Raw genomic sequence first — 18,717 nt, forward strand, 5'->3', positions numbered from 1 at the left:
ACCTGTCGGCCGGCGAAGACCGGCCGACATCGGTGGCTCGCCTTACTTCGCCTGCCAGTCGTACCAGCGCTTGCCGATGTCATCCCGGTGTTCGGCCCAGTAGTTCATGTCGGCATTCACCTGGCTTGCCGCCTGCTGGTCCGGCAGGGTCTTGGCCAGCGCCGCATCCATCAGCGCGCTCGAACCGGTGTTGATCGGCGCATAGCCGGAGGCGGTCGCGAATTTCGCCTGCGCTTCGGCGCTGGTGGCGAAGGCGATGAACTTCATCGCCGCATCCTTGTTCTTCGTCCCCTTGGGCACGACGAGGCTGTCGGCGGCGGTGATGTTCTGGTCCCAGGAGGTCTCGACCGTGACGCCGGTGGCGGCAAGCGCCGTCAGGCGTCCGTTCCAGAACGAGCCGAAGGGGGCTTCACCCGATGCGAGCAGCTGCTGCGATGCGGCGCCCCCATCCCACCACACGATATCGGACTTGATCGTATCGAGCTTCTTGAACGCCCGGTCGAGATCGAGCGGGTAGAGCTTGTCGGCGGCCACGCCATCGGCCAGCAGCGCGGCCTCGATCACGCCGGGAGCCGACCACTTGTAGAAGGCCCGCTTGCCGGGAAACTTTGCCGTGTCGAAGAGATCGGCCCAACTTTTCGGGCAGTTTCCGCCGGCGGCTTCCTTGTTGCAGCCGATGACGAAGGAATAGTAGAAGCTGCCGACCGAGTGATCGGTGACGAAGCGCGGATCGAGCTTCGACTTGTCGATGATCGAGAAGTCGAGCGGCTCCAGAAGCCCGGCCTTGCCGGCCTGCACCGCATAATCGCCCTCGACGTCCACGACATCCCAGTTCACCGAGCCGCTCTCGACCATGGCCTTGATCTTGCCGTAGTCGGTCGGGCCGTCCTGGACGACGTTCACGCCCTCCTTGGCGGTGAAACCCTCGGCCCAGTGGGCCTTCTGCGCATCCTGCGTGGTGCCGCCCCAGCTGGTGAACACCATGTCGGCCGCGCCAGCGGTTCCGGCAAGGGCGGTCATGGCCAGAAGGGCCGTGATTGCAAGCGTCTTTCTCATGTTTCCATTCTCCCTGGTTTTTCGGTTCCCGTTATGGATTTTTCAGGCAGGCGCATGTCCGCCGGACGGGGAAAAAGCCGCCGGCTTCATGATCTTGTTTTCGGCAATCTCGATGAGATCCCGGATCTTCGGCAGGAAATTCAGCCAGTCCGGATCGGCCATCAGCCGCTCGCGGCGGGCCTGCCGGTCATCCAGGCTCTCGAAGGCCCAGATGTGAACGATCTCGTTGATCGGGCCGATTTCGGAGAAGAAATAGCCGACAAGGTGGCCGAGATGCTTCTTCTGGATGGCGATGCCCTCTTCTCCCACCACCTTGAGGTACGCGGGAATGGCGCCGTTTTTCAGCCGGTAGGTGCGGATTTCGTAATACATCCCGTCCCTCCTCAGCGCATCACGAAGGGATCGGGGATCGGGTCGTCGGAGGTGCGGACCCAGACGGTCTTGGTGCGGGTATAGTCGAGCGCTGCCGCCAGACCGCCCTCGCGTCCCTGACCGGACTGGCCGAAGCCGCCGAAGGGAGCGATGGGCGACACCGCACGATAGGTATTGACCCAGACCACCCCCGCCCGGATGCGCCTGATCATGCGATGGGCGCGGGCGAGATTCTGCGTGAAGACGCCGGCGGCCAGCCCATAGCGCGTATCGTTGGCCAGCGTCACCGCCTCCTCCTCCGACGTGAAGGAGCGGACGGACAGGACCGGGCCGAAAAGTTCGGTCTCGAAGGAGGGCGCCGTCACGCCATCGCAATCGAGGATGGTGGGCGGATAATAAAAGCCCGGCGACGGGGGGATGGCGCCACCGGCAAGAAGACGGGCCCCGGCACGCACGGAGGACCGGACCGTCTGGTCGATGTGCTGGCGCTGACGGTCCGTGCATAGCGGGCCGACCTCGGTCGCCCGGTCGAGCGGCGCCCCGATGCGGATCGCCTCGGCCTTGCGCTTCAGCCTATCGAGGAAGCGATCCTTGACCGATGCCTCGACGATCAGCCGCGAACCGGCGACGCAGGACTGGCCGGTGGCGGCGAAAATGCCCGCCACCTGCGCATTGGCAGCGCTCTCCAGATCGGCATCCGCAAAGACGATGAAGGGCGATTTGCCGCCGAGTTCGAGCGAGGTGGAGGCGAGGTTTTCCGCGGAATTGCGCACCACCGCGGCAGCGGTTCCCGGCCCTCCGGTAAAGGCGATGTGGGCCACCAGCGGATGGCGCGTGAGCGCCGAGCCGCAGGACGGCCCGAAGCCGGTGATGACGTTGACGACACCCGGCGGGAAACCGGCCTCGTGCACCAGCCGCGCGAATTCGAGAAGCGGTGCCGGACCGTCTTCCGAGGCCTTCAGGACCACCGTGCAGCCGGCCGCCAGCGCCGGGCCGATCTTGACCGCCGAAAGGAAAAGCTGGCTGTTCCAGGGAACGAGGGCGGCGACCACGCCAATCGGCTCGCGCCGCAGCCAGACATCCATATCCGGCTTGTCGATGGGCAGATAGGCGCCTTCGATCTTGTCGGCAAGCCCGGCATAATAGCGGTAATAATCCGCCACATAGGCGATCTGGGCCGAGGTCTCGCGAATGATCTTGCCCGTATCCCGGGTTTCCAGCTCGGCCAGCGTCTGCGCATTCAAGGCCACCAGATCGGCGAGCCGATGGAGGAGCTTGCCCCGCGCACTTGCGGTCATCGCGGCCCATGGACCGGCATGAAGCGCCCGTTCCGCAGCCTTGACGGCACGATCGACCTCCTCTTCGCGGGCCTCCGGCATGTCCGCCCAGACGGCGCCGGTTGCCGGGTCAAGGCTATCAAAACGGGCCACCCCGTCCTCGAAAGCACCATCGATATAAAGCTGGAAGCGGGACATTCGGCTTGTTCCTTACTGAAAGGCCGGCATGACGTCGTTGATGAAGCGTTCGAGCGATGCCTTCTTGCGTTCGAAGTTCATTCCCGTGTCGATCCAGAGCGAATATTCGTCGTAACCGAGCGCCTCGAATTTCTTCAGGCGGTCGATCACCTGCTCCGGGGTGCCGAGCGGAAGATTGGTCGCCATGACCTCCGGCGAGAGGTTGGCATTGGCGGCCATTTCCTCTTCGGTCAGCGCCTCGATCAGGCCCTGGCGGATCGGCCGCTCGTTCTTGAACCAGGCAAAGAAGTAATTGTAATAGACGGACAGCTCACGGGCGGCGCGCGCCACATCCTCCGCATCGGCACCCACATAGGTATGCTCAAGCAGCATAATGCGCGGGCGGCCCGCTTCCGGATACTTGGCGCAAGCCGCATTGAACTTGCCCATCAGGTTCTCGACCTCGGCATCGCCGTTCCAGAGCGGCGTGACCTGCACGTTGCAGCCATTGGCGACCGCGAATTCATGGCTGTTCGGGTCACGCGCGGCGATCCAGAGCGGCGGATGCGGCTCCTGAAGCGGCTTCGGGGAAGACGTGGTCGACGGAAAAGTCCAGAACGCGCCCTCATGGGCGTAATCGCCCTTCCAGATGCCCTTGATGGCGGGAACGAGCTCGCGCATGCGCTGGCCGGCCTGCCAGGCATCCAGACCCGGCATGATCCGCTCATATTCGAAACTATAGGCGCCGCGGGCAATGCCCACATCCAGCCGGCCATCGGTGATGATATCCGTCATCGCCGCTTCACCCGCCAGCTTGATCGGATGCCAGAAGGGGGCAATCACGGAGCTGGTGCCCAGACGCACGTTCTTCGTCCGTCGGGCGAGATCGGCCAGATTGATGAAGGGGTTCGGCGCAATGGTGAATTCCATGCCGTGGTGTTCGCCGGTCCAGATCGCGACCATTCCGCCCCGGTCGGCAATCTCGCACAGCTGGATGAACTCGTCGTAGAGCTGCTTGTGCGACTGGCTGGCATCGAGCCGCTCAAGATGGACGAACAGCGAGAACTTCATGCATCACCCCTTCCGGCCAGGGCATGCACCCGGCCTCTTTCCTGATTGCCCACATAGAGGCCGAAATTGCCCAGCGTCCGCTCTGCGGCATAGCGCCTGAGAAGATCGCGCGTGGCCGCATCCTTCACCCGCTCCATCGGCAGGTCCTCGACGGGATGGAAGCTTGACGAAACCGCTTCGCCCGCCCCGATCCGCGCGCGGTAGACGAGGTGCTGGCACCGTTCTTTCGTGTCTTCATAGACCGAATAGAGCATGCCGGTCTGCGCGCTCGCGCCGGTCATCGCTTCGAGAGCCCTTTCCAGAACCTCGACCCCCTCGCCGGGTGTGAGGGGAACGGATGGAAGCGACAGGCGGCCATCCTCTTCGCTCTTCAGCAGGATGAAGCCATCCCTTTCGGCGACCGCACCGACGACCTGCGGCAGATCCTGCCCCGCCAGCAGCGCCTTGTCGGCCAGCGTCGGCGAGAAATAGCTGCCGCGCGCATAGCCGAGCCCGGGCGTTCCGGCATTTCCGAAGGCCTCGATGCGGCCAAGGAGAATGACGTGGTCTCCCGCATCCACGACCTGATGCAGGCTGCAGTCGAACCAGGCCGCCACATCCGAAATCAGCGGCGAGCCGTGCGGGCCGGGTTCCCAGCGCACGGTTGCGAAACGGTCCTCGACGGGGCGGGCAAAGGTGTTCGACACATCCTTCTGCTCTTCGGAGAGGATGTTGACGGCAAATTTTCCCGCCGTTGTCATGGTCTCGAAATTGCGCGAGGTGCGGGCAAGGCAGACCAGCAGGAGGGGCGGATCCAGCGAGACGCTGGTGAAGGAATTGGCGGTGAAGCCAATCGGCCTGCCCTCGGCATTGTGGGTGGTCACCACGGTGACGCCCGTCAGGAAAGCCCCGAAGGCATCGCGCAACTGGCGGGGATCGATCGTCATGGCCCTGCTCCCTTGTCCTGCGCTTCCGCCCTCATCCATGCGAGCAGGGCGGCATTGACCGCGTCGGGGGCGGTCAGGTTGACCATGTGGCGGTGGCCTTCGATGACGACAGCCTGACCGCAAACGGCGGCCGATGCCATGGCGCGGGCCATTTCCGGTGTCGAATTCAGGTCGCCGTCGCCCGTGAGGAACAGCGCCGGACAGGTGACCTGCGGCCATCGGTCGGCATAGAGGGCGTCGCCCCTGGCAAAGGCGCCGTAGGCGGTGGCGTAGCCCTGTGCATCCACGTCCGCCAGCAGGTCACGGCACAGCCGGTAGGCCGCCTCATGCTCGTGCCCGGGGCCGAACCATCGCTTCAGCGGCGCTTCCCGGTCGAAGCTGCCGGTGCTGATTTCGGCGGCCCGGGCAATAACCGCATTGCGGGCCGCCTCTTCCCGGCGATAGACGCCGTTCAGCAGGGCGACGCGGGCGACGAGTTCAGGCCTTTCGGCGGCGATCCCGCCGGCAATCAGCGCTCCCATGGAATGGCCGGCCACGCTCGCCGGCCCGCAGCCGAGATCCAGAAGCACGCGGGCAAACCAGCCGACGAAATCGACAAGGCCGGACGAAAGGGCAAGCGGCGCGCTTTGCCCATGCCCCGGCAGATCCACGGCGATGATCCGGTGGTGCCGGGCCAGCGCGTCGATCTGCGGCGTCCAGGCTTCGAGCCGCATGCCGACCCCGTGGATCAGCACCAGCGGCTCGCCCTCGCCGCGAACCGCAAAGGCCGCCCCCGACGGGGTTCTAGACCGCTGCAGGGTTGCTGACATCGTTGCCCAGCTCCTTGAGATCCTGATAGCGGTCGCCGATCCGGTGATGCGGCCGGCCGCCGATCGACGCACCGAGGGCGACGACGATTTCATCCGCTGCCGGGGCATCGGGCATGGCGCACTGGATCGTCAGGTAGTGCGAACGGCGGCCCTCGTCGTTCTTGTCCATCAACGGGATCATGATCGGCGCATTGGCCGGGCCGCGGGTGTTGCAGAAGGCGAGATAGGATTTCGCGCCGACAGCCTGGCGGTAGTGATTGCCGAAACGCAGCGTATGGATCAGCGCCGAGGCATGTTCGATTTCTCCGTCGAGCCCCACGACCGCAGACTTGCCATAGGCCTCCACCGCCTCGCCGGATCCGGCCACGTCGAGGATCATGCCCGTCAGCAGCTTGCCGAGAACGGGAGCGCAAGCGTGGATTTCCGGCTTCAGGTCCTCCACGAAGCCGCGGCCGGCCCAGGGGTTCTTCAGGACGGCCAGGGCCGCGATCAGCTTCAGCGGGGTGGCCGCCTCGCGTCCGCCTTCGATGAGTGTCGTTTCCACATGAAGAAGGGTTTTGCGAATTACCGGACCCAAGGTCGCCTCCTGTCTGTTTTCGTGTTTGTATGTTGGTATACCATCAGACGAAGTGTCAAGGGCTTGTGTGACGGTTTTTTTGACGGTAGGTTTGCCCGCATGAGCAGCACAGACGCACAACTTGCCGGATTGAGAATCGAGACGCCGCCCGCCACGCTTCGGGAAATCGCGCTGGATCGCATGCGACGGGCGATCATCGCGGGCCTGTTCGAGCCCGGCCAGCGCCTCGTGGAACGGACATTGTGCGAACAGCTCGGGGTTTCGCGATCGGTGATCCGCGAAGTCATCCGCCATCTGGAATCGGAAGGGCTCGTCGATACCGTCTCCAAGCAGGGGCCGAGCGTGGCGCGGGTGACCTGGGACGATGCGCGGCAAATCTACGAGATCCGCTCGGCGCTGGAATCCACCGCCGTTGCCGACTGCGCGCGCATCGCCGACAGCAAGATCAAGGAACGCCTCGCCGACGTCCTTGCGGAACTCGATCAGACGTCACGCAGCAAGGAACCGCCGGCCATTCTCGACGCCACCTACGAGTTCTACAAGATCATCTTCGAGGAAAGCGGCCACACCATTGCCTGGGACATCGTCAGCCGGCTGAACAGCCGCATCTCGCGGCTGCGCGTCATGACGCTCTCCACGGCCAACCGCACCGTTTCGGGACCCGCCAGACTGCGGGAGATCCTCGATGCGATCACCCGCAACGACGCGGAAGGTGCAGCCCTTGCCTGCCGCAACCACGTTGCGGAAGCCGCCTTGATCGCCGAGCGCATTCTCACGAGCACGGCAAGCCAGGAACATCCCGGCGCGGCGTGACATTCAACACCAGCCCGCAGGGTGCCGGCAGGATGGGCTTGCTGGATCAGGGCGAGACGGTGCCAGAGCGGGATTGTTCCGGTCAGACCACCGCGTCTTCAGCGTCGAAGGTGGCCTGGAAAAGCTGCAGTGCCTGCAGGATTTTTTCGGCAAACTGCTTGTGCTCCGGAGAGGCGAGGGTGAGATTGTATGCCGCTCCGCTGACGGCCTTGTCGATGAGAGCGCCGTAGTCGTCCACCTTCGACCATCCTCCGGCACCCATAACGTCGGTTTGCCCCGCGCCCACCATCGACATTTGCAGGTGCATCCTCGTCTCGAAATCCAGTCCGGACGTGGTTTTGTCCCACGCATCCCTGACCTGCTGCGGGGCATCGCCCGGGGGAAAGACAATCGTTCGAGCCACGCCCACCATGAAGGTTCCGTCGCCATCCAGGTCCCGTGCCATCGAACGGGGAACCAGCACATTGTAGGCGCCCTCGGCCGACAGGCTGGAAGGATCGATATCGTTGGCAAGGGACTGGGTCGTCTGGATCGCTTTCAGCTCTTCGGATGTCAGCGTTTTCAGAAACGCGACCGGATCGTTGAAACCGCCCGTGCTGGCCGCCTTGCGGACAACGGAAAGATAGGTTTGACGGGCCGCGTCGACCCGATCCATGTAATCATCGGACGCGCCGTCGGCCCGTCTCTGTGCAGACCATTTATCGTAGGATTTGACGATGGCATCGTAATTCATGGCCTCGCCCGGACCCGGTTTCTCCCGGGTACGCGATGCTGCAGCCATGACGTCGGAAAAATCTCCGTTCGGCGCCTTTCTATGTTGATCCAGATTTTGGGAAACGGAATTGAGTGCGCTACCGACTCTACTGAACATACGACCACCTTCGCTGAACACAGGAATTACCCCAGTTCCGAATAGGCCGTTCCGCTTGCTCAAGGCTTGCGAGAACCCCGGGGACCATGGACGTCGGAAAGCGCAGCCGGGGAGATTTGCCCCATCGGCACGATGTCGTTCACTTCTGGCAGGAATCCTCAAAACGGAAGCAGGGTCGAGACTATCCACGGCCGAGGAAGCAAGGTGCTGCCAGGCCCATCCTTGAAAGGATCTCTTCTCGACACGCTTCCATTTTGAAGGGTGACATTCGGTGAAAGCGTCAGGCCACTCGATCCAGCCTAACGATGCAGCGCCTAGAAATCCTCCCAGACCTGGAGCTTGGTCGCGGTATTGCCACGGACCGTGTTGACGACCGGGTTGAATGGCCGCCTGGCGGATGCCGTCTCCGGGAGAGCGCCGGATCTGTTTCCAGACGGCGCGGAACCGTGAGAACCGCCCCCGATCTCGAAACGACCAATGAGCTGGAACAGCGATTCCGCCTCCTTGGCCAAGGCGTGGCTTGCGGCGGTCGACTCTTCGACCATCGCAGCATTCTGCTGCGTGCCCTGATCCATGGTGTTGACAGCGGTGCTGATCTCTTTCAGCGCCGTCGCCTGTTCCTTGGCGCCTTCGACGATGGCCGTCACATTCAGGCTGACGGCCTGAACCTGGGAGACGATGTGCTCGAGAGCATTGCCGGTTTCCGTGACAAGCCGGACGCCGTTTTCGACCTGGGAGCCGGATCTCGAGATCAGGGTCTTTATTTCCTTCGCTGCCGAGGCAGACCGCTGGGCCAGTTCCCGCACCTCCTGCGCCACAACGGCAAAGCCCTTTCCGGCTTCCCCGGCGCGCGCCGCTTCCACGCCCGCATTGAGCGCGAGCAGGTTGGTCTGGAACGCGATCTCGTCGATCACGCCGATAATGCTGGTGATTTCGCGGGACGAAGTCTCGATTTCATGCATCGAATTGACGGCGCGTCTGACGATTTCTCCGGAACGCTCGGCAGACTCACGCGTATCATGCACCTGCTTGCCAGCCTCCTCCGCCCGGCGGCTGGAATCGGACATGGTCGTCGTAACCTGTTCAAGCGCTGCTGCGGTTTCCTCGACCGAAGCCGCCTGATGTTCGGTGCGCCTCGAAAGATCGTCGGCAGCCGCCCGGATCTGGCTGGAGCCTGCAGCAATGGCCAGTGCATTCTGGTTGACCTGACGCAGGGCGTCTTCCAGCTTGGAGACGGATTCGTTGAATTCGACGCGAATCGGATCCAGGTTTTCGGCGAAGGCGGTTTCTATGCGGTAATTCAGCTTGCCGTGAGACAGGTGGCTCAAGGCCTGCGCAATGCTGTCCACCGCAAACTGGACTTCCGCTGCCTCCTGTGCCTGCTGCATTTCCCGTTGCTGCCGTTCCCGGTCGCTCAGAGAGCGATTGGCATCGGCTTCCTGTTCCAGACGCAGGCGCTGTTGCGCGTTTTCCCGGAAAATGGCGACGGTTGACGCCATCTTGCCGATTTCGTCCTTGCGATTTTCGCCATAGATTTCGACGGCCAGGTTGCCGCCGGCGAGATCGGACATGGCCGACGTTATCTGGTTCACGGGCTTGATCACGCCTTTTTGCACCGTCCAGATGGAAATGCCGGCCAATACGAGCCCAAACAAGGACAGGGCGCTCATCAGCTCCGTAAGAAGCAGACCGAGCGCGTTCCCCTCGGACAGGTTTTGTTTCGAGACTTCTATCTGCAGGTCCATAAGCTTGGAGATGTCGTCTCCGAGCGGATCGATCGTGGGGTAGAGCTTCAGGTCGGCGAAATCCGCCACATCCGTTATGCGCCCCTCACTCAGGATCGCGCGGAGTTCTTCGATGCCTTCGTTGGAAGCCGTTCGAACTTCGGCAAAATGATCGGCAATTTGCCGCTCTTCCGGCGTGAGAACCGTGGCCATGTAAGCCTTCCAGTTCTCCTCGATCACGGCCCGCGCCTCATCGATACCTTTCAGTCCCCGCTCGGCTGACAGAGCACCCGAACGAACTTTGTGAACAGCATTGACGATGGAAACCGCATATCCATCGTTGATCTGCTTGAGTTGCTGCATCGGCATGACGCGGTCGGCTACGATCGAATTGGCGATCTTGCCTTGCTCGCGCATCGCGTAAAAGCTGAAGCCAGAAAGAATGATAAGCGCTGTCGTAAGCAGCGAGATGCAAGCAAACAGCTTGACTCGTATGGTCATGGTGTCACCTTCCTAAGAAACACAAAATGACCGCTCATGAATAGAAGCCTGCCGGACAAAAAACTGCCCACTTTCTGGCCCTGGGATCGGCTTCAACCACTCCCGGTTGACGTTACGAAATTACATCTAATATATACAGATTAACGGTTCGCTAAATCGTTTCAGGAACCGGAGATTTTCCAGCAAGAATTTTAACCGCGTTTGGCAGTTTACACTCGATGCGCGTTCAATTCATGAATCCCTATCGCGATACGGCCGCAATTTTCATGCGTCGCCACTTCTCGTCTCAAGTTACATCCACCCGGTATATCTGCGTTCAGGCCGAATAGGGAATATACTCGTAGCGGTCCTGTATCGGTTCCACAGGGAAACGCCGAGAGAGTGCGAATTTGCACTCGGCGTTGTTTCGATGTCCCGTTCCCTATACTCGACTCGCAACCCTTTTGCGGTGACACGGGGGTGCGGCAGGGGGCAAGGCGGCCCGGGCGGTCTCCGCCCGGCGCGGCACAGGCTTACATCGAGGATTTCGGTATGTAGTCGCGACCGGGATCGATCGTCTCCGGTCGTCCCTCAAGACGCAATGCGCACAGGCGAGGAGCAGATCGCGCGATGACATTTCCCCCCTTGATGACACAGAGCCGTGTGGGCTTCAGTCGCAACGCTTCGTAGACATCGGAGGCTTGCAGAACCACCAGATCGGCATTGCATCCTATGTCGAGGCCATAGCCCTCCAGGCCCATTGTCCTGGCAGAATTAACGGTCAAGGCGTCGAATATCTGCCTCTTGTCCTCGAGACTGCCCATTTGCGCGACATGGATCGCCATGTGCCCCACTTCCAGCATGTCGGCGGAACCCATCGAATACCAGGGATCCATGGTGCAATCCTGCCCGAAGGATACGTTGAGGCCGGCCGCCATCAGTTCACGAACTCGCGTCATGCCGCGCCGTTTCGGATAGGTGTCATGGCGGCCCTGCAGCATGATGTTGATCAGGGGATTGGGGATGACGTTGATCTCGGCCTCCGCCATCAACGGGATCAGCTTCGAGACGTAGTAATTGTCCATGGAGTGCATGGAGGTGAGGTGCGAGCCGGCGACCCTGCCTTGCAAGCCGTGGCGCACCGTTTCGGCGGCCAGCGTTTCGACATGCCGCGACATCGGATCGTCGGTTTCGTCGCAGTGAATATCCACGGGCAGCCCCCGGTCGGCGGCGAGACGGCACAGGGCCTCCAGCGAGCGGCGACCCTCGTCCATCGTGCGTTCGAAATGGGGAATACCGCCGACAATGTCGAGGCCCATATCGAGCGCCCGCCGGAGCGATTGCTCCCCTCCTTCCGCCCGGTAATATCCGTCCTGGGGAAACGCGACGAGCTGCAGCGTGATATAGGGCGCCACCCGCTCGCGCACCTCGATCAGCGCCTCGGCCGTCACCAGGCGCGGGTCGGACGTATCGACATGGCTGCGGATAAAGAGAAGGCCCTGGCTGACGGCGAGATCGCAGTAGCGCAGCGCGCGTTCCACCAGCGCTTCCTTCGTCAGCAAGGGGCGAAGTTCACCCCAAAGCGCAATGCCCTCCAGAAGCGTGCCGGACACATTCATGCGCGGCATGCCCAGCGACAGGGTCGCATCCATATGAAAATGGGGATCGCAGAAGGGCGGACTGACCAGGCGTCCGGTGGCATCGATCTCCTCGCCGGCATCGGCCTGGATATGTTTTTCGATTGCCTTGATCTTGCCGTTGGCGAGGCCGATATCGAAGCCCTGACGACCGTCCGGCAGGTTGGCGTTACGGATGATGAGATTGAACATGGCCATATCCTCGGGTCAGCGCTCCCCGCGCCGATAGGGTTGCATGAGAGCCTGCGGAACACGGGCGCGGCGCGCCATCACCGCCAGAGCAGCGATCGACAGGACGTAAGGCATCATCAGGAACAGCTGATACGGCACGGTGCCCCCCAACGTCGTCTGCAGGCGCAGCTGGAAGCCATCGAACAGGGCAAACAGCAGAGCGCCAAGCAAAGCCCGCTCGGGCCGCCAGGAGGCGAAAACGACAAGCGCGATGCAGATCCATCCGCGCCCCTGCACCATCGTCGGGAAGAAGCTGTTGAAGGCCGAGAGCGTCAGGAACGCGCCCGCCATGCCCATCAATGCGCTGCCGGCCATCACGGCGCCAAAACGCATGACCATCGGGTTGATGCCCTGCGCTTCTGCGGCATGCGGGTTTTCCCCGGTCATGCGGATCGCAAGGCCAAGCGGCGTGCGAAAGAGGACATAGGTAAACACAGCCGCCAGAACGATGGCCAGATAGGTGGGCGCGGTCTGGGTAAAGAAGGCCGGCCCCACAAACGGCAAATCGCTGAGACCCGGAACGGATAGGGGTTTGAAGGGCGTTATGGTCGGCGGCGTGCCGGCGACCGGGACCGCAAGGCGGAAGATGTAATAACTGAAACTCGAGGCAAACAGGGTAACCCCCAGACCGGCAACGTGCTGAGACAGGCCAAGCGTGACCGTCAGCACTGCATGCAGGAAGCCGAACAGGACGCCGGCGAGAGCGGCAACCGCAAAGCCGGTCCACAGGTCCGCTCCGTTGTAGACGGCAAGCCAGCCAATCATCGCACCGAACGTCATGATGCCTTCGATGCCAAGATTGAGGACACCCGAACGCTCGCACAACAAGGCGCCCAGCGTGCCGAAAATCAGCGGTGTGGCGATCCGCAGGACCGCAGCCCATAGCCCGGCAGAGGCGAGGATATCGACAAGTGTGCTCATCGGCGGATCCTGTACTGAGTGAAGAAGACGGCCACCAGCATGGTCAGCAAGGACAGGGCCACGATGACATCGGCAATGTAGCTCGGGATACCCATGGCGCGGCTCATGCCATCCGCCCCGACGAACATGGTGGCGGTAAAGAGACCCGTGAGAACCACGCCGAGCGGATTGAGATTGGCCAGCATCGCCACGACAATGCCGGAATAACCGTAGCCCGGCGACAGATCCGTCGTCACATATCCCTTGACACCCATGACCTCGACGGCCCCGGCCAGCCCTGCCAGTCCCCCGGAGATGCAAGCCACGACAACCAGCGTACGCCCGAGAGGAACCCCGGCAAACACCGCACCCGTCGGATTGAGGCCTGCGGCGCGCGCCTGGATGCCGAACACCGTGCGGGACTGGACGAAGGCCAGCACGAAGGCCAGAACGACGGCGATGACGAGACCGAAATTCAGCCGCGAGCGGCTGATCAGCTTCGGCAGCATCGCCGCATCGGAGACGGCCTGCGACTGCGGCCAGCCAAAGGCTGCCGGATCCTTCAGGACCGTATCGATCAGCATGGAGACAAAAAGCACCGCGACGAAGTTCAGGAGCAGTGTCGTCACCACCTCGTCAACGGAAAACCGCAACCGGAGCCAGAGCGGCACCAGCAAGAGAACCATGCCGGCCAGAGCACCCAGGACGAGAAGGGCTGGAATTTGCAGCATGGAGGGCCAGGACCCGATCATATGCGAACTGGCCGCCGCCACGGTAATCGCGCCGAGATAGAGCTGGCCCTCCCCGCCGATGTTCCAGAGCCGCGCACGGAAAGCGACGGCAGCGGCAAGGCCGGTCAGGATCAGCGGTGTGGCGCGCGTCAGCGTTTCCGTGGCCGCAAGACGAGACCCGTAGGCCCCTTTCAGAATATGCCAATAGGCGTCCAGCACCGGCGCGCCTGCGATCGCAATCAGCAGGCCGGCGATCGTCAGGGCTGCAGCCACGGCAATCAGGGGGGTAGCGATGACCAACGCAACCGGTCGATGCTCGCGCCGTTCAAACCGCATGATCTGTCTCTCCTTCCGGCCCTGCTGTGCGCGCGGCCGTTTCATCGCTGGTCCATTCGCCGGCCATCATGAGGCCCAGCCGTCTGGCAGATGCTTCCTCCGCGGAGATCGGCGCCGACATTCGTCCGCCAACGATGGCCTGGATGCGATCCGCCAGAGCCATCACCTCGTCCAGATCTTCCGAAATCAGCAGGACCGCCGTGCCTTCCCGTCGGGCGGCGAGAATACGCTCATGCACGGCTGCAACCGCGCCTTCGTCCAGCCCGCGCGCTGGCTGTGCGGCAATCAGGATGCGCGGCCGGTCGATCAGGTTTCGCCCCAGGATCAGTTTCTGCATATTGCCGCCGGAGAGGAGCCGGATCCTGCTGGAGGGCGTTCCCCCGCGCACGTCGAAGCCATCGATGATGTCCTGCGCGAAGGCCATGCCCTTCTTGCGATTGACGAGACCTCGATGAGAATAGCGGGAAAGCCGCTCCAGCACGGCATTTTCCCAGATGGCCATTTCCCCGATCGTCCCCTCCCTGTTCCGGTCTTCGGGGATACGCCCGATACCGGCGGCGCAGACATCGGCCACCGAAAGGGTGTCGACTGGCTGCCCGAACAGAAGAAGATCACCTTCGGTCTTGGCCGCCGTGCCGGACAGAAGCTGCGCCAGCACCGTCTGCCCATTTCCCGAGACGCCGACAATGCCCAGGACTTCCCCTTCCCTGAGGTGAAAATCCACCGCCTTCAGCCGGTCCACTCCGTCCCTGCGCACCGTCACGGCCGCCGCTTCCAGAACGACGGCGCCAGGCTTGGAAGGTTCACGAACCGGCCGAACCACGGTTCGCCCCACCATCAGTTCGGCCAGTTCTGTCTTGCTGGTTTCGGCGGCCTGGCGCTCGGCAACATGCCGTCCGCCGCGCAGCACGACGACGCGGTCCGCTGTCGCCATGACTTCATCCAGCTTGTGCGAAATGAAAATCAGCGAAAGCCCCTGCCTTGCCATGTCCTTCAAGGTCGAAAAAAGATGTTCGGCCTCGATCCGGGTCAACACGCCCGTCGGCTCGTCAAGCACAAGGATACGGGCGTCGTTATAGAGCGCCTTGAGGATTTCGACCCGCTGCTGCTCGCCGACGGACAGATCGCCCAGCCGCGCATCGGGATCGATTTTCAACCCGAAACGATCCGAAATGCGAAGCAGCTTCGCCCGCGCTTCCGACCGCTTCAGCCTGACGGACCAGAGGCTTTCGGTCCCCGTGGTGACATTTTCCAGCACCGTCAGATTCGGTGCCAGCGCAAAATGCTGGTGTACCATGCCTATGCCGGCGCGAATGGCCGCGCGCGGCTTTCCCTGCGGCAGTTCCAGGCCATCCACCAGCACACGGCCCGTGTCGGGCAGGTAATGCCCGAACAGGATACTCATCAACGTCGTCTTGCCGGCGCCGTTCTCGCCGAGCAGAGCGACGATTTCGCCCTGGTTCAGGGAGAGCGAAATACTGTCATTGGCAAGCGTCGTCCCGAACCGCTTGCTAACGCCTTCAATCTGGAGAATTGGCCTGTTCATTCTTGCCATCCTGCAATGGGGAAGCGGTGCTGCCAGCGCCCGTCCTGCTCCAGCACCGCAGCCAGCTGCAAGATCACGGCCTCTGCGCCCATAGGCGCCATCAGATGGACCGGGAGCGGAAGCCCCTCCCGATCCGGGCCGAATGGAAGCGTCAGCGCCGGAAAACCGGAAACATTCGCCAGGGCGGCGAGCGGTGCAAAGGCGGCCATACGGTGGAAGTGAAGGTCATGATCCCGGTGATCGCCGGGAAAGGAGCCGACCGGAAGCGGCGGGGAGGAAAGGATCGGACTGATCAGGCAATCGATACCGTCGAACAGCCGCCACAGATCCCGGCTGACCAGGACCATGGCATTGAGGCTGTGCCAGAGGTCGCGCGCCGACAGGGACAGGCCCCGCTCGATGACCGCCTGGGTCAGCACCTCTGTTCTGCCGGCATCCAGATTGAAGCGCGTCACGAGATCGGCCAGGTTGATGCAAACAATATCGACAAAGGCGCGGCGACTTGCTTCGGCAACCGCCTCGACCGCCTCGAAAGGAACCGGAACAAGGCGGTGGCCCGCCGCTTCGAGCGCGCGGGCGGCCTCTTCCACAACGGCACAACGCTCCGGTGTTGTGGGATATTCGTCGCCTGTCCCCGGCAGGACACCGATGCGCAGCGCGCCTTCGACCCCTCCCTTCAGCGCAACAGGCGGATAGGGACCGCACGCCGCACCCGACAGGGCTTCAAACAGCGCAACCGTATCGCGCACCGACCGGCACACAGCGAGTTCGGTTGCAATGCCACCCAGGTGATTGCCGAAGTGCGGACCGGCCGGCATGGATCCGCGGCTCGGCTTGAGCCCGACAAGACCACAGCAGGCGGCCGGCACGCGGATCGATCCACCGGCATCGGTCGCGTGAGCGACGGAAACGATCCCGGCGGCAACGGCGGCGGCCGCACCGCCGGACGATCCGCCCGCAGACAGGTTCGGCGCCAGCGGATTGCGCGCCACGGGCCCAATCGCCGGTTCGCTGGCCAGCGACAGGCCGAACTCCGGGCTGGTCGTCAAACCGAAGGGACAGAGGCCCGCGCCGCGAAAGCGCTCGGCCAGATCGGATTCGACCGGCTCTTCCGGCTCCTCCGAAAGAAGACGGGAACCGGCCCGCACGGGAAAGCCTGCAAAAGGACCGCCCAGATCCTTGCCGAGCGTCGGGACACCGGCAAACCGCATGGCACGCCGCGTCCCGGCGGGGAGCGCATCGATCCGCTCTGCCGCCAACAGGCCTTTCTCGGGATTCATATAGGCAATGCAACCCAAATCCTGACGGGATTGTGCTGCGGAGATCGAAGCCGCCATTGCCTGGCGGCTGGTGAGGCGATCCTGGCGGATCGCCTCTGCCAACGCTGTTGCGTCCGCCTGCATGGATGAGCCTTAGTTCGGCTCGTCCACGATCTTCGGAACCTCGAATGTGCCCGCCTTGATTTCGGCGCGCTTGGCTTCCATCGCCGCTTCCGCATCCGCCGGGGCAACGCCCTTGACGTAAACGATATCGCTGCCGCCTTCCTTCATCAGACCGTAGGCCGTGTAATCGCGGCCGGTCGGCTTGCCGGCGGCGACGTCGGCCAGCGCCGCATTCAGAATGGGGCGGAAGTTCCAGAGCGCGTTGGCAAAGACCGTATCGGGATAGCGCGGCGTGTAATCGATGAGCGAGCCGATCGACTTCACATTGCGTTCCTTGGCGGCATCGGCGGTGCCGATCCGCTCTCCGAAGAGAATGTCCGCACCCGCATCGATCTGCGCCAGGCCGGCTTCGCGCGCCTTCGGAGGATCGAAGAACGTGCCGATGAAGGTCACGAGGTGCTTCGCGTTCGGGTTGACCGCCTTGACGCCCGCGCCAAAGGCGTTGATCAGCATGTTGACTTCCGGAATGGGCATGGCGCCCACAGAGCCGACGATGTTCGATTTGGTCATCTTGCCGGCCAGCATGCCGGCGAGGTAGGCGCCGTCGAAGTTCCAGGTGCCGAAGACGCCGAAATTGTCACCGGCCTCCTTGCCGCTCGACCCCATGACAAAAGCGGTTTCCGGATAGTCGGCAGCCACTTCGCGCGCCTGTTTTTCGACAGGGAAGGTTTCGCCGATAATCAGCTTGGCACCCTGTTCGGCATATTCGCGCATGGCACGGGGATAATCCGTGCCGGACACACCCTCCGAAAACACATATTCGATGACACCCTCGCCGGCGGCCTCCTGCAGTGCCTTGTGAAGCACGGAGTTCCAGGCATTTTCGACCGGCGAGCCATGAATGCCGGCCACCTTTATGGGTGCAGCCGCGCGGGCACGGACCGTGGGGGCGAACACGCCTGCGCTGAGGACGAGACCAGAAGCAAGAACGCTACGCCTGGAGAGAAGCAGTTTGGTTGTCATCGAGAGGTTCCCTTATATTTTTTATCGATTGGTAAATTCATAGCAGCGCCCAAATAAGAGTCAATATTTATTCATGATCAAAAAATAGGCATTAGGTGCCTGTTTTTGCTGCAATTTCTGGAATCGGGCAGGTTTTCCAGCCGGGGAATTTTTGTCGACGATAGGCTCGTTTCTGGCCAGATAACGACGCATGAAGCACCGAGAGCCAGGCACGCCCGGGCGCGACGGCAAACATCTGCGGAACGGTGCGAGAGACGGCTGCGTCCCTAAGCGCCAGCCGTGAAAAGCTATTGGGTCGTTGGCGGCCAGCACTTGCGGACGCGACCCACCGGTTTTCCAAGCCTATAGATCTACGCTGCGGCTGATCTTCATCGATCGCCTGCGGGGTCGGAGAACCTTAGAGGGCGCCCCGCAGCAGCATTTTCAACCGGCCGTTTTTGATCAAGCCTTTGCTGATGACGCCATATACCCTGCCGATCAGGGTTGAGCAGAACACCAGATTGATCCAAAAATACACGTTTACTTCAGAATAAATAAGTTGATAGGCATCAACAAGTGACAGGAAATCCATCAGTAACGCGATGACAATAAACGTCTTTACGTATTTCATCTGTCTAATTTTAATATAATTGTATATAAACCGGATTTTTTCCCTCAAAGACAGCCCGTCCTTATGACAATGATTGATGTCATTCATGAGGAAATATCCCTGAATACTCGAGCAGACCAGCATCTTTCTGAATGTCGCGTTCAAGTTTAATCCATACGCAGAGACGCA

General features: G+C 62.2%; 17 protein-coding genes. 1 reads left to right on the plus strand and 16 read right to left on the minus strand.

The window, feature by feature from the left end:
- Positions 1-42: 42 nt before the first annotated feature.
- The 7 genes from ACT54B_RS20255 to ACT54B_RS20285 all read right to left on the minus strand — a co-directional run bounded on the left by ACT54B_RS20255 (position 43) and on the right by ACT54B_RS20285 (position 6,265).
- Positions 43-1,020 (minus strand): ABC transporter substrate-binding protein, encoded by a 978-nt coding sequence (locus tag ACT54B_RS20255; RefSeq protein WP_476047752.1) that lies wholly within the window; start codon positions 1,018-1,020, stop codon positions 43-45.
- 78 nt (positions 1,021-1,098) lie between these two features.
- The gene (locus ACT54B_RS20260) at positions 1,099-1,428 is read right to left on the minus strand and encodes an NIPSNAP family protein (protein WP_476047607.1); all 330 of its coding nucleotides are present in this window, start codon (positions 1,426-1,428) and stop codon (positions 1,099-1,101) included.
- Positions 1,429-1,439: 11 nt separating this feature from the next.
- Positions 1,440-2,903, minus strand: a complete 1,464-nt coding sequence (locus ACT54B_RS20265) for an aldehyde dehydrogenase (protein WP_476047609.1) — start codon at positions 2,901-2,903, stop codon at positions 1,440-1,442.
- A gap of 12 nt (positions 2,904-2,915) precedes the next feature.
- A complete protein-coding gene (locus ACT54B_RS20270) occupies positions 2,916-3,953 on the minus strand; it encodes an LLM class flavin-dependent oxidoreductase (RefSeq protein ID WP_476047611.1) in 1,038 nt (345 codons plus the stop codon).
- Positions 3,950-4,879: a flavin reductase family protein gene (locus ACT54B_RS20275; protein ID WP_476047613.1), complete on the minus strand. Its 930-nt coding sequence runs from the start codon at positions 4,877-4,879 to the stop codon at positions 3,950-3,952. The genes ACT54B_RS20270 and ACT54B_RS20275 overlap by 4 nt, the downstream gene beginning before the upstream one ends.
- Entirely contained in the window at positions 4,876-5,688 is an 813-nt protein-coding gene (locus tag ACT54B_RS20280; RefSeq protein ID WP_476047615.1) for an alpha/beta fold hydrolase, read from the minus strand. Before ACT54B_RS20280 ends, ACT54B_RS20275 begins: the two co-directional genes overlap by 4 nt.
- Entirely contained in the window at positions 5,663-6,265 is a 603-nt protein-coding gene (locus tag ACT54B_RS20285) for an amino acid synthesis family protein (protein ID WP_476047617.1), read from the minus strand. The genes ACT54B_RS20280 and ACT54B_RS20285 overlap by 26 nt, the downstream gene beginning before the upstream one ends.
- A 99-nt stretch (positions 6,266-6,364) precedes the next feature.
- Here ACT54B_RS20285 and ACT54B_RS20290 point away from each other — a divergent pair, with 99 nt between their 5' ends.
- Positions 6,365-7,078 carry a GntR family transcriptional regulator gene (locus tag ACT54B_RS20290; protein ID WP_476047618.1) on the plus strand — a complete coding sequence of 238 codons (714 nt, stop codon included), beginning with the start codon at positions 6,365-6,367 and terminating at the stop codon, positions 7,076-7,078.
- 82 nt (positions 7,079-7,160) lie between these two features.
- On the opposite strand, the gene ACT54B_RS20295 is transcribed toward ACT54B_RS20290, so the two are convergent.
- The 9 genes from ACT54B_RS20295 to ACT54B_RS20335 form a co-directional block, all read right to left on the minus strand.
- Positions 7,161-7,859 (minus strand): hypothetical protein, encoded by a 699-nt coding sequence (locus ACT54B_RS20295; RefSeq protein ID WP_476047620.1) that lies wholly within the window; start codon positions 7,857-7,859, stop codon positions 7,161-7,163.
- A 404-nt stretch (positions 7,860-8,263) separates the two neighbouring features.
- The gene (locus ACT54B_RS20300; RefSeq protein ID WP_476047622.1) at positions 8,264-10,174 is read right to left on the minus strand and encodes a HAMP domain-containing methyl-accepting chemotaxis protein; all 1,911 of its coding nucleotides are present in this window, start codon (positions 10,172-10,174) and stop codon (positions 8,264-8,266) included.
- Between the two features lie 512 nt (positions 10,175-10,686).
- Positions 10,687-11,982, minus strand: a complete 1,296-nt coding sequence (locus ACT54B_RS20305) for an amidohydrolase family protein (protein WP_476047624.1) — start codon at positions 11,980-11,982, stop codon at positions 10,687-10,689.
- Positions 11,983-11,997: 15 nt separating this feature from the next.
- On the minus strand, positions 11,998-12,942 hold the full coding sequence (locus tag ACT54B_RS20310) for an ABC transporter permease (RefSeq protein ID WP_476047626.1): 945 nt from the start codon (positions 12,940-12,942) through the stop codon (positions 11,998-12,000).
- Positions 12,939-13,988, minus strand: a complete 1,050-nt coding sequence (locus tag ACT54B_RS20315; RefSeq protein ID WP_476047628.1) for an ABC transporter permease — start codon at positions 13,986-13,988, stop codon at positions 12,939-12,941. The genes ACT54B_RS20310 and ACT54B_RS20315 overlap by 4 nt, the downstream gene beginning before the upstream one ends.
- Positions 13,978-15,534, minus strand: coding sequence for an ABC transporter ATP-binding protein (locus tag ACT54B_RS20320; protein ID WP_476047630.1), 1,557 nt, complete (start codon positions 15,532-15,534; stop codon positions 13,978-13,980). The genes ACT54B_RS20315 and ACT54B_RS20320 overlap by 11 nt, the downstream gene beginning before the upstream one ends.
- Positions 15,531-16,937, minus strand: coding sequence for an amidase (locus ACT54B_RS20325; protein WP_476047632.1), 1,407 nt, complete (start codon positions 16,935-16,937; stop codon positions 15,531-15,533). Before ACT54B_RS20325 ends, ACT54B_RS20320 begins: the two co-directional genes overlap by 4 nt.
- A 9-nt stretch (positions 16,938-16,946) precedes the next feature.
- Positions 16,947-17,939, minus strand: coding sequence for a BMP family protein (locus ACT54B_RS20330; protein WP_476047634.1), 993 nt, complete (start codon positions 17,937-17,939; stop codon positions 16,947-16,949).
- Positions 17,940-18,336: 397 nt separating this feature from the next.
- The gene (locus ACT54B_RS20335; RefSeq protein ID WP_476047636.1) at positions 18,337-18,636 is read right to left on the minus strand and encodes a hypothetical protein; all 300 of its coding nucleotides are present in this window, start codon (positions 18,634-18,636) and stop codon (positions 18,337-18,339) included.
- Between the last annotated feature and the right edge of the window lie 81 nt (positions 18,637-18,717).

Source organism: Gellertiella sp. DMC107 (assembly GCF_056313605.1).

Coding starts and splice junctions, on each gene's coding strand:
- ACT54B_RS20255 (WP_476047752.1), bottom strand. CDS start 1,020: ATGACCGCCCTTGCCGGAACCGCTGGCGCGGCCGACATGGTGTTCACC.
- ACT54B_RS20260 (WP_476047607.1), bottom strand. CDS start 1,428: ATGTATTACGAAATCCGCACCTACCGGCTGAAAAACGGCGCCATTCCC.
- ACT54B_RS20265 (WP_476047609.1), bottom strand. CDS start 2,903: ATGTCCCGCTTCCAGCTTTATATCGATGGTGCTTTCGAGGACGGGGTG.
- ACT54B_RS20270 (WP_476047611.1), bottom strand. CDS start 3,953: ATGAAGTTCTCGCTGTTCGTCCATCTTGAGCGGCTCGATGCCAGCCAG.
- ACT54B_RS20275 (WP_476047613.1), bottom strand. CDS start 4,879: ATGACGATCGATCCCCGCCAGTTGCGCGATGCCTTCGGGGCTTTCCTG.
- ACT54B_RS20280 (WP_476047615.1), bottom strand. CDS start 5,688: ATGTCAGCAACCCTGCAGCGGTCTAGAACCCCGTCGGGGGCGGCCTTT.
- ACT54B_RS20290 (WP_476047618.1), top strand. CDS start 6,365: ATGAGCAGCACAGACGCACAACTTGCCGGATTGAGAATCGAGACGCCG.
- ACT54B_RS20295 (WP_476047620.1), bottom strand. CDS start 7,859: ATGGCTGCAGCATCGCGTACCCGGGAGAAACCGGGTCCGGGCGAGGCC.
- ACT54B_RS20300 (WP_476047622.1), bottom strand. CDS start 10,174: ATGACCATACGAGTCAAGCTGTTTGCTTGCATCTCGCTGCTTACGACA.
- ACT54B_RS20305 (WP_476047624.1), bottom strand. CDS start 11,982: ATGTTCAATCTCATCATCCGTAACGCCAACCTGCCGGACGGTCGTCAG.
- ACT54B_RS20310 (WP_476047626.1), bottom strand. CDS start 12,942: ATGAGCACACTTGTCGATATCCTCGCCTCTGCCGGGCTATGGGCTGCG.
- ACT54B_RS20315 (WP_476047628.1), bottom strand. CDS start 13,988: ATGCGGTTTGAACGGCGCGAGCATCGACCGGTTGCGTTGGTCATCGCT.
- ACT54B_RS20320 (WP_476047630.1), bottom strand. CDS start 15,534: ATGAACAGGCCAATTCTCCAGATTGAAGGCGTTAGCAAGCGGTTCGGG.
- ACT54B_RS20325 (WP_476047632.1), bottom strand. CDS start 16,937: ATGCAGGCGGACGCAACAGCGTTGGCAGAGGCGATCCGCCAGGATCGC.
- ACT54B_RS20330 (WP_476047634.1), bottom strand. CDS start 17,939: ATGACAACCAAACTGCTTCTCTCCAGGCGTAGCGTTCTTGCTTCTGGT.
- ACT54B_RS20335 (WP_476047636.1), bottom strand. CDS start 18,636: ATGAATGACATCAATCATTGTCATAAGGACGGGCTGTCTTTGAGGGAA.